General features: G+C 58.2%; 13 protein-coding genes. 11 read left to right on the top strand and 2 right to left on the bottom strand.

Annotated elements, in window-relative coordinates:
• The first annotated feature begins 75 nt into the window (after nucleotides 1-75).
• From HMPREF2822_RS02470 to musI, 6 genes are all read left to right on the top strand, one after another.
• Entirely contained in the window at nucleotides 76-1,206 is a 1,131-nt protein-coding gene (locus tag HMPREF2822_RS02470) for an ABC transporter ATP-binding protein (protein WP_070520478.1), read from the top strand.
• A gap of 99 nt (nucleotides 1,207-1,305) precedes the next feature.
• Entirely contained in the window at nucleotides 1,306-2,550 is a 1,245-nt protein-coding gene (locus HMPREF2822_RS02465; protein ID WP_070520475.1) for a DUF4032 domain-containing protein, read from the top strand.
• A 365-nt stretch (nucleotides 2,551-2,915) separates the two neighbouring features.
• Nucleotides 2,916-4,247: an ABC transporter substrate-binding protein gene (locus HMPREF2822_RS02460; protein WP_070520595.1), complete on the top strand. Its 1,332-nt coding sequence runs from the start codon at nucleotides 2,916-2,918 to the stop codon at nucleotides 4,245-4,247.
• Nucleotides 4,248-4,419: 172 nt separating this feature from the next.
• Entirely contained in the window at nucleotides 4,420-5,265 is an 846-nt protein-coding gene (locus HMPREF2822_RS02455) for a carbohydrate ABC transporter permease (protein ID WP_070520471.1), read from the top strand.
• Between the two features lie 3 nt (nucleotides 5,266-5,268).
• On the top strand, nucleotides 5,269-6,183 hold the full coding sequence (locus HMPREF2822_RS02450) for a carbohydrate ABC transporter permease (RefSeq protein ID WP_070520468.1): 915 nt from the start codon (nucleotides 5,269-5,271) through the stop codon (nucleotides 6,181-6,183).
• Nucleotides 6,184-6,209: 26 nt separating this feature from the next.
• Nucleotides 6,210-6,851 (top strand): ABC transport system MusEFGK2I component MusI, encoded by a 642-nt coding sequence (gene musI / locus HMPREF2822_RS02445; RefSeq protein WP_070520465.1) that lies wholly within the window; start codon nucleotides 6,210-6,212, stop codon nucleotides 6,849-6,851.
• A gap of 103 nt (nucleotides 6,852-6,954) precedes the next feature.
• On the opposite strand, the gene HMPREF2822_RS02440 is transcribed toward musI, so the two are convergent.
• The gene (locus HMPREF2822_RS02440; protein ID WP_010186588.1) at nucleotides 6,955-7,338 is read right to left on the bottom strand and encodes an RNA polymerase-binding protein RbpA; all 384 of its coding nucleotides are present in this window, start codon (nucleotides 7,336-7,338) and stop codon (nucleotides 6,955-6,957) included.
• Nucleotides 7,339-7,473: 135 nt separating this feature from the next.
• Here HMPREF2822_RS02440 and HMPREF2822_RS12880 point away from each other — a divergent pair, with 135 nt between their 5' ends.
• The 4 genes from HMPREF2822_RS12880 (at nucleotide 7,474) to HMPREF2822_RS02430 (ending at nucleotide 10,671) form a co-directional block, all read left to right on the top strand.
• Nucleotides 7,474-7,833 (top strand): hypothetical protein, encoded by a 360-nt coding sequence (locus tag HMPREF2822_RS12880; protein WP_083304474.1) that lies wholly within the window; start codon nucleotides 7,474-7,476, stop codon nucleotides 7,831-7,833.
• 3 nt (nucleotides 7,834-7,836) lie between these two features.
• Nucleotides 7,837-8,538: a YceI family protein gene (locus tag HMPREF2822_RS02435; protein WP_070520462.1), complete on the top strand. Its 702-nt coding sequence runs from the start codon at nucleotides 7,837-7,839 to the stop codon at nucleotides 8,536-8,538.
• Between the two features lie 12 nt (nucleotides 8,539-8,550).
• Complete coding sequence (locus HMPREF2822_RS13455; protein WP_167595735.1) at nucleotides 8,551-8,715, top strand: hypothetical protein; 165 nt, start codon at nucleotides 8,551-8,553, stop codon at nucleotides 8,713-8,715.
• A gap of 585 nt (nucleotides 8,716-9,300) precedes the next feature.
• Entirely contained in the window at nucleotides 9,301-10,671 is a 1,371-nt protein-coding gene (locus HMPREF2822_RS02430; protein WP_070520459.1) for an MFS transporter, read from the top strand.
• Nucleotides 10,672-11,009: 338 nt separating this feature from the next.
• Here HMPREF2822_RS02430 and HMPREF2822_RS02425 read toward each other — a convergent pair whose 3' ends face one another.
• Complete coding sequence (locus HMPREF2822_RS02425; protein ID WP_070520455.1) at nucleotides 11,010-11,987, bottom strand: bile acid:sodium symporter family protein; 978 nt, start codon at nucleotides 11,985-11,987, stop codon at nucleotides 11,010-11,012.
• Nucleotides 11,988-12,096: 109 nt separating this feature from the next.
• On the opposite strand from HMPREF2822_RS02425, the gene HMPREF2822_RS02420 reads away from it, so the two are divergent.
• Nucleotides 12,097-15,018, top strand: a complete 2,922-nt coding sequence (locus HMPREF2822_RS02420; RefSeq protein ID WP_070520452.1) for an FAD-binding and (Fe-S)-binding domain-containing protein — start codon at nucleotides 12,097-12,099, stop codon at nucleotides 15,016-15,018.
• Nucleotides 15,019-15,026 lie beyond the last annotated feature (8 nt).

Below are 15,026 nucleotides of genomic sequence, written 5' to 3'. Positions count from 1 at the left end.
CACAGTGACTTGCTTCACTTCATTCTCACACTACGGATCGTTCGGCACGTACCTGCCGATGGAGGAGAGTATGCTATGGCAACCGTAACGTTCAAAGATGCGTCCCTGACCTACCCAGGCGCTAAGGAACCCACCGTCAAGAAGTTCAACCTGGAAATCGCCGATGGCGAATTCCTCGTCCTCGTCGGCCCCTCCGGCTGCGGTAAGTCCACGACGCTGCGCATGCTGGCCGGCTTGGAAAACGTCACCGACGGTGCCATCTACATCGGCGACAAAGACGTCACCCACGTTGCCCCGCGTGACCGAGATATCGCCATGGTCTTCCAGAACTATGCTCTCTACCCGCACATGACCGTGCGCGAGAACATGGGCTTCGCCCTGAAAATCGCCGGCAAGTCCCAGGACGAAATTAACAAGCGTGTCGACGAAGCCGCCGCCACCCTGGGTCTTACCGAATTCCTTGAGCGCAAGCCGAAGGCCCTGTCCGGCGGTCAGCGTCAGCGTGTTGCCATGGGCCGCGCAATCGTGCGTAACCCGCAGGTCTTCCTCATGGATGAGCCGCTGTCCAACCTCGATGCCAAGCTGCGCGTGCAGACCCGTACCCAGATCGCAGCCCTGCAGCGCAAGCTTGGGGTTACCACCGTCTACGTCACCCACGACCAGACTGAGGCCTTGACCATGGGTGACCGCATCGCTGTACTGAAGGACGGTTACCTTCAGCAGGTTGGCGCACCCCGCGAGCTCTACGACCGCCCCGCCAACGTCTTCGTCGCCGGCTTTATCGGCTCCCCGGCAATGAACCTGGGCACCTTCTCTGTCAAGGACGGTAACGCAACCTCCGGCCATGCTCGTATCAAGCTTTCCCCGGAAACTGTCGCTGCGATGACGCCGGAGGATAACGGTCGCATCACCATCGGCTTCCGCCCAGAGGCCCTCGAAATCATCCCCGAGGGCGAGTCCACCGATCTCTCCATCCCGATCAAGCTTGACTTCGTGGAAGAGCTTGGTTCCGACTCCTTCCTCTACGGAAAATTGGTGGGCGAAGGTGATCTCGGCTCCTCGAGCGAAGACGTTCCCGAGTCGGGCCAGATCGTCGTTCGTGCAGCTCCGAACACTGCGCCTGCCCCGGGCAGCATTTTCCACGCACGCATCGTGGAAGGCGGCCAGCACAACTTCTCGGCGTCGACTGGCAAGCGCCTCCCTTAAGCCCATATGCCGGCTGACCCGCGGAACATGTCGCGAACGTCAGCACGGCTGTGGCAAAGCTCTAGGCCAAAATCAGCAAAGAAGGTGGAGTGACTCGACATGAAAGAGTCCATGAGCATCACCTCTTCGACGTACGCGTCGGCATTGCTGGCGTTGCCTTGGGATACGCCCCTGGAACAGTGGCCCGATGATCTCATCGCCGCACTGCCCAGGGGCATTTCCCGGCATATCGTGCGTTTCGTGGGGATCAATCGCGGCATCGTCGCAGTCAAGGAGATTGGTGCGCGTACCGCTCACCACGAGTACAAGATGCTGCGTGAGCTGCAGCGCCTCGGCGCTCCCAGCGTGCGTCCCGTTGCAGTCATCACGGGACGCCAGCCGGCTGTAGAAAGCTACGGAGAGCTCACCGCAGCTCTGGTGACTGAACACCTAGAGTTTTCTCTTCCGTACCGCGAGATCTTCTCGCGGCACCTGACAGTCGTCGAAGCGGAGAAGCTCATCCGTGCCTTGTCGGTGCTTTTGGTGCGGATGCACTTGCTGAATTTCTACTGGGGTGATGTATCGCTGTCGAATACCCTTTTCCGGCGTGATGCCGAGACTTATTCGGCCTATCTTGTCGACGCCGAAACAGGGGAGTTCCAGCCCAATCTCTCCGAGTCACGCAGGCTTTACGACGTCGACATCGCCCGCGTCAACATCATCGGTGAGCTCATGGACTTGCAGGCAGGTGAATGCCTAGATCAAGATATCGATGTTATCGCCCTCGGAAGCTTGGTCGAGAGTTCCTACCTTGAATTGTGGACAGAGCTGACCGCCGAAGAATCCGTAGATGCCAGCGAGTACTGGCGCGTTTCCGAGAGGATCGACCGCCTTAACCAGCTGGGTTTCGACGTGGGGGAGCTCAAGGTCACCAAGGACGAGTCGAAACAGGTCGTGCGCATTCGCCCTGTGGTAGTCGATCCCGGCCACTATCGTTCGGAGTTGTTGAGCTTGACAGGGCTGAGCGTCGAGGAGCACCAAGCGCAACGCCTATTGGGCTCTATCCAGGCCTATCAGGCCATCGAGTGCGGCCCTCATGTTGGGCTGACCCAGGCGGCGCACTTGTGGATGACACACGAGTATGAACCGACCATTGCTGCGGTTCCCGTCGAGATGCTCCACAAGCTGGAACCGGCACAGATCTTCCACGAGATCGTTGACCACCGCTGGTTCCTCGCCCAAGAGAGGGGAGAAGCCGTAACCCTCCCGGAAGCCACGGCGTCCTATCTCTCTTCCGTATTGCCCGCCCGCCGCGACGAGGCTCGGCTGCTTCAGACGCCGGCACCGAATGACGACTTGTCATAACCGCCCGTGTGCCCCAACACCGCTCAATAGCTCAAGTCTATCGAGCCGCTCTCAGCCGTTTCTTATATCGTTTTGTATGTTTTAGGCCCGATTGCCCCTTAAATGGGGAGCGATCTCATGCCCGAATATGGATATAGTCACAATCGGGCGTTTTAGGCCCGATTTCTTTTGATCGTGTGGAATACCTCACTAAGGTAGGAGACAGGCTAACCAGTTCATAGTCGGATAGTGACCAGCTATGGACCAACTGGTAGCACTGGGCAAGAGCCTTTGTCATGGAGGATCGCCCAGACATAACCGCATACGAGCCGGTTGTCTATCTACGGCTCAACATCCCGCTTTTCATCAAGAAAGATGAGGACCACATGAAGCGTCTTACTCGCATCGCATCCATCAGCATGGCTTCCATGCTGGCCGCCGCAAGTCTCGTCGCCTGCTCAGGCTCTACTGACGACGAAGGCGATGTCTACTTCCTGAACTTCAAGCCAGAACAGGATGCCGCTTACCAGGAGATCGCAAAGGCTTACACCGAAGAGACCGGCGTCAAGGTCAAGGTCGTCACCGCAGCCTCCGGCTCCTATGAGCAGACCCTCAAGGCTGAGATCGGCAAAGATGAAGCACCGACCCTCTTCCAGGTCAACGGCCCGGCTGGTTTCATCACCTGGCAAGACTACATGGCAGACATGTCGGATACCGAGGTAGCTAAGCAGCTCACCGATGACATCCCGCCACTGACCACTGAAGATGGAGAGGTACGCGGCGTCCCGTTCGCTGTCGAGGGCTTCGGCATCATCTACAACGACGAGATCTTCGACAAGTACATCGCCACCTCCGGGGCAAAGATCAAGTCCACCGATGAGATCAAGAGCTACCAGAAGCTCAAGGAAGTCGCCGAGGACATGCAGGCGAAGAAGGACGAGCTCGGCATTGAGGGCGCCTTTGCCTCCACCTCACTGACCTCCGGCGAGGACTGGCGCTGGCAGACACACCTGGCCAACGCTCCGATTTGGCAGGAGTACCAAGACAAGGGCGTCGAGGACACCAACGAAATCGACTTCTCCTATAACAAGGAGTACAAGAACCTCTTCGATCTCTACCTGGACAACTCCACCGTCGAGAAGTCTCTTGCCCCGTCTAAGACGGTCTCTGACTCCATGGCTGAGTTCGCTCAGGGCAAGGCCGCCATGGTCCAAAACGGTAACTGGGCATGGTCCCAGATTTCCGAGACCTCCGGCAACGTAGTCAAGGAAGACAAGATCAAGTTCCTGCCGATGTACATGGGCCTGCCGGATGAGGAGAAGCACGGCATCAACGTCGGTACCGAAAACTACTTGGGTGTGAACTCGGAGGCTTCCGAGGCAGACCAGAAGGCTACCAAGGACTTCGTGGACTGGCTCTTCACCTCCGATGCCGGCAAGGAGCACGTGGTTAAGGACCTTGGCTTCATTGCCCCGTTCAAGAACTACTCCGCAGAAGACACTCCGAATGACCCGCTGGCAAAGCAGGTCGCGGAAGCTATCGACAACGAAGACCTCACCACCTACCCGTGGAACTTCCAGTACTTCCCGTCACAGCAGTTCAAGGATGACTTCGGCCAAGCCCTGTCTCAGTATGCCTCCGGCACCCTGAAGTGGGATGACGTCGTCAAGCAGTTCAAGGACAACTGGGCTGCTGAAAAGGAATCCAACTGGGGCTAAACCTTTAGTCCCATCCCCTCGCCATCCGCCTTCCCAAACGGAGGGCGGGGAGGGGAGTAGGTGAGAGGCATGGCACGTACTCGTCAGTTTGTTCCACGCCCTCAGCCCCCCTCTCCTCGCCGCCATCCTTTGGGAAACGCGTGGCACCACCTGAATTTAAGGTTTCACCACCATGCAAGCAACGCTGAAGAAATACTTCCCAGTCTTTGTCTTGCCCACCCTTCTGGCATTCATGATTGCCTTCTTGGTGCCGTTTATCGTGGGTTTCTTCCTCTCCTTTACGAAATTCACCACCATCACTAACGCCAAGTGGGTTGGCATCGACAACTACGTCAAAGCTTTCTCCCAACGCGAAGGATTCATCTCAGCCTTCGGTTTCACCGTCCTCGTGGTCATCGTCTCCGTGATCACCGTCAACGTCTTCGCCTTCCTCTTGGCGTGGATGCTGACCCGCAAGCTTCGCGGAACAAATTTCTTCCGCACGGTCTTTTTCATGCCGAACCTCATCGGCGGCATCGTCCTGGGCTATACCTGGCAGACCATGATCAACGCCGTGCTTTCGCACTATTCCACGACTATTAGCGCGGACTGGAAATTCGGTTACGCCGGCCTCATCATGCTGCTGAACTGGCAGCTGATCGGCTACATGATGATTATCTACATCGCCGGTCTACAAAACGTCCCGCCGGAGCTTCTCGAGGCCGCTGAGCTCGATGGTGTCAACAAGTGGGAAATGCTGCGCCACGTCACCATTCCGATGGTCATGCCGTCAATCACCATTTGTCTCTTCCTGACCTTGTCGAATTCCTTCAAACTCTTCGACCAAAACCTTGCACTGACCAACGGTGCACCTGGCGGACAAACTGAGATGGTCGCCCTTAACATCGTCAATACGCTGTTCAACCGTATGAACGTCGAGGGCGTGGGGCAGGCCAAGGCCGTCATCTTCGTCGTCGTCGTGGTCGTCATCGCGTACTTCCAGTTGCGCGCGACCCGCTCCAAGGAAATCGAGGCTTAAGTCATGACTACCAGTACTTCAGCGCAGGCCGCACCGGCCCCGAAGAAGAAGGAACACCAGCTTCCCACGGACAACCAGACCAGGATGTCCGGCGGCGCCAAGTTCATTGTCTACGCCATCCTGGTGTTCTTTACCATCGTGTTCCTTGGCCCGATTCTCTTCATCTTCATCAACTCCTTTAAGTCCAAGTTCGCTATCTCATCCGATCCTTTCTCCCTACCCATCGGTGAAACCTGGGTCGGTTTCGAGAACTTCATGGTGGGCTTGACCAAGCAGGGCTTCCTTGAAGCGACCTTGTGGTCCTTCGTCATTACGATTCTCTCCGTGATTGTCATCGTGTTTTTCTCCGCGATGACCGCCTACTACATCACGCGCGTTAAGACCTGGTGGACGAACCTTCTGTACTACCTCTTCGTGGTGTCCATGATTATCCCCTTCCAGATGGTCATGTTCCCGACGGTCAAGATTGCAGACATGCTTCACCTCAACAACCCGATCGGCATCGTGGTGCTCTACCTCGGTTTCGGTTCCGGTCTATCGGTGTTCATGTTTGCCGGATTCGTGAAGTCCATCCCCTTGGACGTCGAGGAAGCCGCGATGATCGACGGCTGCGGCCCGCTCCAGAACTACTTCCGCGTGGTGTGGCCTATGCTTAAGCCGACTGCCATTACCGTGGCCATTCTCAATGCCATGTGGGTATGGAACGACTACCTGCTGCCGTACCTGGTCATCGGCCTTTCCACCCGCTACAAGACCATCCCGGTAGTCATCCAGTCCTTCGTTGGCTCCAACGGTAACCGCGATATGGGCGCCATGATGGCGATGCTGGTTCTGGCCATTATTCCTATCGTCATCTTCTACTTCTCCACGCAGAAGCACATCATCGAAGGTGTTGCTGCCGGCGCTGTCAAGGGCTAATCCGCAGTGCGGTAGGTTAGAAAACCATGAACCGCATGCTGGGCCCCGAATCGAAGTTCTATGCTGCTCTGAGCCTCTTCGCTGACCTCGTCATCGTTAACGTTCTCCTGGTTATCACGTGCTTTCCCGTATTCACTGGGGGAATGTCCCTACGCACCGCTCACGCGGTGACTGGTCAGATGGTTCGCGAAGAAGGTTCCCGCCGCGGCTCGGCCTTCGTTCGGGGCCTTTTGACGCGTCCCGGGGTAAACACTACATGGTGGCTCATTTACCTCGCCGTAGGCGCCTTGGCCGCCTATGAATTCGCCATTATCGCAAAGGCTGAGCTCGGGACGATGGGCGTAGTGCTTCGCGCTGCGCTGGTCTCAGGCCTCATTGTCATAAGCTGCATTAGTGTGTGGTTCTTCCACCTCGATGCGCCAGGGTTGAGGTTTAGTCAACGGTGCACAACGGCCATGATGAAGGCGGTAGCGCACCTTCCGCGTACGCTTTTAGCAGTGTGCCCTTGGGCACTGCTGGTACTGTACCCACTCTTTTTCCCTGCGCAGTGGGGAGGCTACCTGTTCTTTCTCGTTGTGCTCGGTCCGGCCCTCGCAGTCTATCTCGCTGAGTTGGCGCTACAATGGCCCGAACTCAATTCCGATTCACCCGATGGCAGCGCCGCATAAGGCGCTGCGGGCAAGCCGGCCCCAAAACGAAAAATAGGGTAGTGGTATCCACTTCTTCGTGGATTCACTACCCTTGAGAATTCTATGCGGCGCGCAAAGGCTGCTAGGCCTCTCCTTCTTCCTGCGCCTTCTGCTCCTTGAGGAGGCGTGCCGCCGCGCGACGTCGCGAACGCAGATTCTCAATGCGCTCCGTCAAGAGTTCATCCAGCTCCTCAATGGAGCGACGCTCACGCAGCATGTCCCAGTGGGTCCGCGGCGGCTTCACGGGCTTGGACTCTACGCCTTCGCCCTCAACCAGAGTGCCGAGCTTACCGTTCTTGCACATCCACTCCTCGGGAATCTCCGCATCGTCAGCGAAGGGCACCTCGTAGATGTCGCCGTCTTCGGTGCGGTACTTCACCATCTGGCGCGGGGCCAAGTCGTGGTCGCGGTCGGTTTCGTAGCTCACTGCGCCCATGCGGCTGCCACGGAGTACGCGATCTGCCATGCAACATCATCCTTTTCAAGTGTTGAGGTAGGAAAGGGATCAGGGTCGACCTATATCACCCAAAGATCTATCATTATAACGAATGGCCCCTTGCCTTTGTTCCCACCCTCGGGTTAATGGGCTAAGGTGATTGAGGTGATTGGTACACAGGATCCGCAGCCCGACACGCCGCCAAGGCGCAGCCCGGCAACCTGCCAGTGGTGTGGCAAGGAAATCGCGCAGGGCGGCCGGGGTAGGCCACGCAAGTTCTGCTCGCCATCCTGCAAGCAGCGAGCCTACGAGCAGCGCCACAACGTGGTTGGAACGCCCATTCCTGCGGATGCCGTCATCCTAACTCCAGAGAAGGCTGATCGCCTCCGCGACGGCCTTTTTGAGCTGCGGTGTTGCGCTGAGGATGTTGCTACAGCGGCGTCGGAAAGCGCCAGCGCGGAAGAAATGGAAGAACTGTGTGCCGAACTGGTCACACTGGCCCGCAAGCTTGAGGAATTGAGATAGCACATGAAATCTTTACTAGGCAACCGCAAACTGATTGTCAGCATCTTCGTGATCCTGATCGTGGCCTCCACAGCGCTGGCGCTAGGGCCGCTGGCGTTCTCTCTGATTATGGGCCGGGGCGTCCACACCGAGCCCATCAACGCGGATAAGGTCCAGGCCGCTACCACAGACGTCGATGGCGAATGGCACGTGGCGCAAGGATCGGCATTTAACCACACCTCGGCAGGTTTTACTATCGACGAAATCCTCCCAGCGGATAAGCGCACAACATCCGGCTCAACCAAGCATGTCACCGGCCAGGCGACCATTCAGGACGGCATCGTTGAAGAAGCGCGCATCGCCGTGGACATGACTTCCTTAACCACGGACAAAAAGGTGCGCGATCAGAACATGAAGACGAAGCTCTTTGAGGTCACAAAGTACCCAGAATCCACCTTTACGTTGACCGAACCCGCTGACGTTTCCGCCGTGCCTGACGACGGCTCACTGGCCACCGTCCCGCTTAGCGGCGATCTCACCATCCATGGACAGACCAAGAGCGTGACCCAGGACTTCCAGGTGGTCCGCGATGGTGACACCATTATCTTAGGCGGCGATATCCCGATCAACCGCCTCGATTTTGGCATTGAAACTCCCGAGATGATCGCCGCGCGAATCTCCGAAACCGGCGAGATCAACGTCCGCGTCACCTTTGAGAAGAAATAGCCACGGTTGCTTATGAACTCTCGCCATCTCATTCCAGTCCTGTGGATCCGGCTCATCGTGCTTGCAGGGTTCGGCATCTTTATTTGGTTGCAGGAGATGAAGCTCCTTGCTGCCTTTTCGGTGGTGCTCGTAACTCTCACAGCGGTGCAGCTGGTGATCGCCTACCGTCAGCGCTAAAACTGGCACTCGCCGCAGGCACGGAAACACAGCCCAATTACGTAACAGTGACTATATATGGGCAATAGAAGAGGTCCGGCCAACTGCCACCAGGGAGGCACAGATCAAGGTGAGCGGCCGCCAATAGCGGCGCCCCCGCGCACAAACGGTCACGACCTCACATCAAAGCGCGGTGCGCAAAGCGACCACCCGGCCGTTAAAAGCTTCATAGCGTGGAACCAGCAGCACGGAGACGACCAGCAACTCGGAAACCAACACCAGTCGCCAGACGGCCGCCAAGTGTGCTTAATATTGCCCAGGGTGGCGCCCTGGTAACCCGCAGGCGAGTTGTCGCCGCACAGTCAAGGCATGGGCGTAGACCCGAACAGTGCACGTTGAAAGATCTCACTCCGCCCATTCAATATCTTATTGTCCGATAATGTACATTATGTCATTCTAACCACGCTTCCGCTCCCCAGCTTTCAACCGCTAGTCACTCGCTTTAACTTTTTCACTCAATGAGACTTTCATTTCACCCGGTGAGACGGTAGTGTTTCCTCCATAACCAATCAAGCTATTGAAATTTTCAAGGAGGGCGCCTCTCACATGACCGCCGTCAACACCACGCTGCCAAAGCCAGCGGGCACAACACAGCAACTCACCAAACGTGATCGTGTTCGTATTGCCGTGGCTTCGACCATTGGCACGACCATCGAGTTCTACGACTTCTATATTTATGCCACGGCAGCCGTAGCCGTCTTTCCTTTTCTCTTTTTCCCGAAGACCGAGGATCCCACCGTCGCCCTGCTCCAGTCCTTCGCCACCTTCGGCTTGGCCTTCATCGCGAGGCCGCTGGGGTCATTGCTCTTCGGACACTTCGGCGATCGCGTCGGCCGCAAAGCCACGCTCGTCGGTGCGCTCCTGACAATGGGCATCGCCACCTTCATCATCGGTATCCTGCCCACGTACCAGACCGCAGGTATCATCGCCCCGGCCTTGCTGGCTCTGATGCGTTTCTGCCAAGGCTTAGGCTTGGGTGGCGAATGGTCCGGCGCAGCACTGTTGGCCTCCGAAACCGCTGAGGAAGGTAAGCGCGCTTCTGCTGCCATGTGGCCACAATTTGGCGCACCTTTCGGCTTCTTCTTAGCTAACGGCTTTTTCCTAACCTTGGTTGCCACCATGGATTACTCACGCGGTGACACCACCGGCACCTTCATGGAATGGGGCTGGCGCCTCCCCTTCCTCGCGTCTGCGGTCATGGTTCTCATCGGCCTCTATGTCCGCCTGCGCTTGGAAGAAACTCCTGTCTTCCGGCAGGCCGTTGACGAAGGCAAGAAGGTCAAAACACCTATGGCTGAAGCATTCCGCATCGCCTGGAAGCCAATGATCATCGGCACCTTCGTCATGGTCTCCTGCTACACGTTGTTCTACCTGGTCACCACCTGGATTCTCTCCTACGGCATTGGTGATAAGACCAAGGAGCTGGGCCTGGGAATCCCTTACCTGGAATTCCTCGAGATTCAGCTAATCTCCATCTTCATGTTCATGATCGGCATCCCCGTATCTTCGATGCTTTCGGATAAGTACGGGCGCAAGCCAATCTTGACCGTAACCTCACTCATCATGATTGCCTTCGGCTTTAGCTTCCCCTTCTTCCTCGGCATCGACAACGCTGACCGAAACTCGGTCCTCGGATTCCTCGTCGTCGGCATGTTCATCATGGGACTCATCTTCGGCCCTATGTCCGCTGTCCTTCCAGAGCTCTTCCCCACCAACGTGCGCTACACCGGTTCCGGCATCGCGTACAACGTCTCATCCATCCTCGGTGCTGCAGTAGCACCTTTCATCGCAACGTGGCTGGTCAGCTCCTATAACGTGAATTTTGTTGGATACTATCTCATCATCGTCTGCTTCATCTCTCTCATCGCAATCATCATGATGCAGGAGCTGAAGGACCATGACCTCTCGCAGGTTTAGCCGGTCTTAAGACACATACTTCTCCCCGACTTCTTCTGGTGTTTCACACCAAAGGTCGGGGAGATTTTGGTTTCGGTTCCGTCGGCGGCTTGGCCCCGGCAGCGCCGTCCCGAAAGACACCGATTGGGGGATCCAATCGTGGGAGCACTCTGCCGCTGCTTCCAAAAGCGCAGACTAGAAAGTGCATACCTGCAGGTGGCCGTCGCTAAGCATCCGGGCAGTGCTTGGCGACGACCAGCGTTCCTGCACTTTCAGGTCTGGACAAATGGAAAGGGCGGCTAGCACAGTAGTTGCTAGCCGCCCATGAGATGCTGCTTTGTGACAGAGGCGCCTGCTAACTACGCAGCAACAGTTGCTCGCTCGGTCTGGAGTTCGTTCACAATGGGCTTGCGGCGCACGATGGCGGCGAAAATCGCTCCGGTGACATTGGCCCACACCGCGGCCACGACACCCGGCAGCGCCGCCTCCGGGGTAAAGAACTGCAGCGCCAAGGCCGAAGCCAATCCGGAGTTCTGCGTTGCCACTTCGATTGCCGTAGTACGCGCCGCCGCCTCGCGTTGACGGGCAAGCTTCGCCGAGTAATAGCCAAAAAGGAAGCCGATGAGGTTCTGAATGGCCACACCTGCGAAGACGACCAGGCCAACGGTGACGAGCTTGTCCTGCGATTGTGAAACCACAGCCATGACCACGCCTCCGATGCCGGCAATAGCTACCCACGGAAACGCCGGCAGGACCTTGTCCACTGCCTTGCTGGCGATAACGCGCAAGAGAAGCCCGAGTCCTACAGGAATGAGCACTGTCTGAACCAGCGACCACATCATGCCGGCGCCGTCGACCTCAGCGGTCTCCCCCGCCAGCCACAGCATGAGCAAAGGCGTCATAATCGGTGAGACGAGGGTCGATACCGAGGTCATCGCCACTGACAGTGCCACATCACCCTTGGCTAGGTAAGCCATGACGTTGGATGCGGTACCGCCGGGGACAGAGCCGAGGAGGATGAGGCCGACGGTGGCGGCGTCGGAAAGCCCCAGCAGTTTTGCCACGAGTACGGCGCTGGTCGGCATGATGGCAAATTGGCAGATAACACCCAAGAAGATGGGCAACGGACGCTTCGCCACGAGCGCCAGGTCCGGAATGGTCAAGGTCAGACCCATCGAGAACATGATGACCATCAGCAATTGCGAGGTGTACTGCCCTATCGGTTCAAAGGTGTTGGGGCTCATGAAAGCAACAAAAGCGCAGGCAATGATGACGATGGGGAAGATATACACGGCGAATTTCTCGCCGGTCTCCCCCTCTGTGCGTGGGTTCGTCACGGTGTTTCCTTTCCAGAAGGTGTCTCACTAGATGAATTGAGTATCTCATATGATGAACCTCACGTACCCGGTTTGACCCATATTTACTATCAAGCGATAGATTAGAAACATGTCCAAGCTACTAAGCCCCGATTCCTCTCGTTTCTCACGTCCAGCCGGCACCACAAGCCAGGCCGACGCCGTCCCCGCACGCTTCAAGAACGGCTCCCCCGCCGAACTCCTCGCGGACATGGAAGCCATCGTCGGCGCAGAAAACGTGCATGGACGTCTCAGCGACCTCGTGCGCTTCTCCTCCGATGCCGGCCCCTACCGCTCCATCCCCAACATCGTGGTCTCTCCACGCAACGCGGCGGACCTGTCTGCCTTGATGAAGTATTGCGATAGCCACGATCGCCACATGACCTTCCGCGCTGCAGGAACCTCGCTCAACGGCCAAGCTATGGGCGACGACATCCTCGTCGATGTCAAGACCCACTTCGGTGGCATGGAAGTGCGCGAGGAAGGCCGCACGTTGTGGTCGCGCCCCGGCGTCATTTTGGGCGATGCCCAAGCAGTACTCTCCCGCCACGGCTTCATGCTGGGGCCTGACCCGGGTTCCACGTCCGTATGCACTATCGGTGGCGTGCTGGCGGATAACTCCGGCGGCATGCGTTGCTCCTTGGAACGCGACAGCTACCACAGCATCGAAGAGCTCATCTTCGTCCTGCCATCCGGCACCATCGTCGATACCTCGCGCGGCGATGAGGCCTTCCGCAAGCAGGAGCCGAAGCTCCACGCCGAGCTGCTGGCCTTCCGCGATAAGTTACGCGCCAACACCGAAATGGTAGAGTTCCTGCGCACCAAGTTCTCCATCCGCAACACCAACGGCCTGCGCATCGATGCCTTCCTTGACGAAGACGAGCCCGTGCACATCCTCAAGCGCCTGCTCATCGGCTCCGAGGGCATTTTCGGCGCGATCACGGAATCCATCATCCGCACGGTGAAGCTACCCCGCGTGAAGGCCACGACGTGGGTCGAGCTGCCCAATCTCCGCGACGCAGCCAATTACGTGCACCCCATCATGGAAACCGGCGCGGAAGCCTGCGAACTTCTCGTCGCCCCGGTCATGCGTCGCTCGGCCGAGCACTACTCCCACGCCCCGGAGTCCTGGCGCAACCTCGACGATGACGCCGCAGCACTCCTCGTGGAGGTCGGCGGCAGCGACGAGGCAGACCTGAACAAGGCCATGGATCGCCTGCGCACCGTGCTTGCCGACGCCCCACTACTGCGCCCCCTCGAATTCCTCACCACCGCAGAAGGAATGCGCGGCGCCTGGGAGCTACGCAATGGCCTGTACGGCCTGTTGGGTGCGGATCGCCCGAATGGCACGGCCTATATCACCGAGGACGTATGTTTCCCGCCCTCCCAGGTCGGCGAGGCAGCGGCGGATCTGCTCGATCTGCAGGCCAAGTATGGCTACCCGGAATCTGTCATGGGCCACGCAGCCTTTGGCAACCTACACTTCTTCTTCACCCCGCGTTTTGATGTCGAGGAAGAGCGCGAGTCCTATGCCGCGTTCTTGGATGACCTCGCCGAGCTGGTCATTGATAAGTACCAGGGCTCGATGAAGGCCGAGCACGGCACTGGCGTCAACATGGCACCCTTCCTCGAGCACGAGTGGGGCACGGAAGCCTTCGAGCTCTTCTGGGAAGTCAAGAACATGATCGATCCCAAGGGCATCCTCGCACCGAACGTAAAACTCACGCGCGACCAGACCATTCACCTGCGCAACTTCAAGTCCTTCCCCAAGGTCGAAAGTGAGATCAACCCCTGCGTGGAGTGCGGCTTCTGCGAGCCTGTCTGCCCCTCCCGCCACGCCACGGTGACCCCACGCCAGCGCATCGTCTTGCGCCGCGAGATGGCCCGACAGAAAGAAGGCTCAGAAGTCCTGGCGCAGCTGCAGGCGGAGTACCAGTACGACGCCGTCGACATGTGCGCGGCCGACGGCACGTGCTCTATCCCCTGCCCGATCAGCATCGATACCGGTGCGGTCATGAAGCAGCTACGTTCTCAGCAGGCAACCCCTGTTCGCGAGAAAGTGGCGCTCTCGACGGCACAGCGCTGGGAGCTGGTGGAAAAGCTCGCCCGCGCTGGCATCATCTCCGCCAACAAGGTCCCCCACAAGCCTCTGGAGCTGGGCGCCAACATGGCGCGCTCTGTCGTAGCACCTGACTTGCTGCCGACCGTCCCCGGCCCACTACCGAAGGCCGCATCGCGTCTTCCGGAAACGCCGCGCGAGGCCGCAGGCGCACTCTACTTCCCAGCCTGTATTAACCGCATCTTCGGCCACCCAGCAGGGGCAGCCAAGGATTCCGTAGACCTGCCGCGCGCCATCGTGGAGCTTGGTCGCCGGGCTGGCCAGCCAGTGTGGATCCCCGAAGATGTCGCGGGCGATTGCTGCGGCACCCCATGGTCCTCCAAGGGCTACAAAGAGGGATTTGAATATCAAGCTCAAAAGATCGTTCGCGACCTCTGGCACTGGTCGGAACACGGCCGCCTGCCCATCGTGGTCGATGCTGCCAGCTGCACCCACGGGTTACTCGATTCGGTTCCCGAGGTGCTCTCCCCCGCTGACCGCGAGCTCTGGGAGGACTTAAAGATCCTCGATGTCGTGGAGTGGCTGCGTGATGAAATTGCACCACACCTGCCAATCGTGAAGAGCATGGGCAGCATCGCCGTCCACCCGACGTGCTCGACAGACCACATGGGGATTAGCCAGGACCTCCTTGACTTGGCCAACCTCTGCGGTGACGCCAAGATCCCTGAGGGCGCGATGTGCTGTGGCTCCGCCGGCGACCGCGTCATGCTTCACCCGGAGCTTGTTGAGTCCGCTACCCGCGAGGAGCGCGCTTCTCTCGACGCCGAGCACTTCGACGCGTACGTCTCCGATAACCGCACCTGCGAGATGGGTCTAGAGATGATTGCGGGCAAGACCTATGACTCGATTGCAGTGCTGTTGGAGAGGGCTTCCCGTCCGGTCGTCACTCCATAGCACCATGC

This window comes from Corynebacterium sp. HMSC062E11 (assembly GCF_001811845.1).
Classification (GTDB): Bacteria; Actinomycetota; Actinomycetes; order Mycobacteriales; family Mycobacteriaceae; genus Corynebacterium; species Corynebacterium hesseae.
The sequence above is the reverse complement of the archived record's forward strand: the minus strand, read 5'-3'. Positions and strand labels throughout refer to the sequence as shown.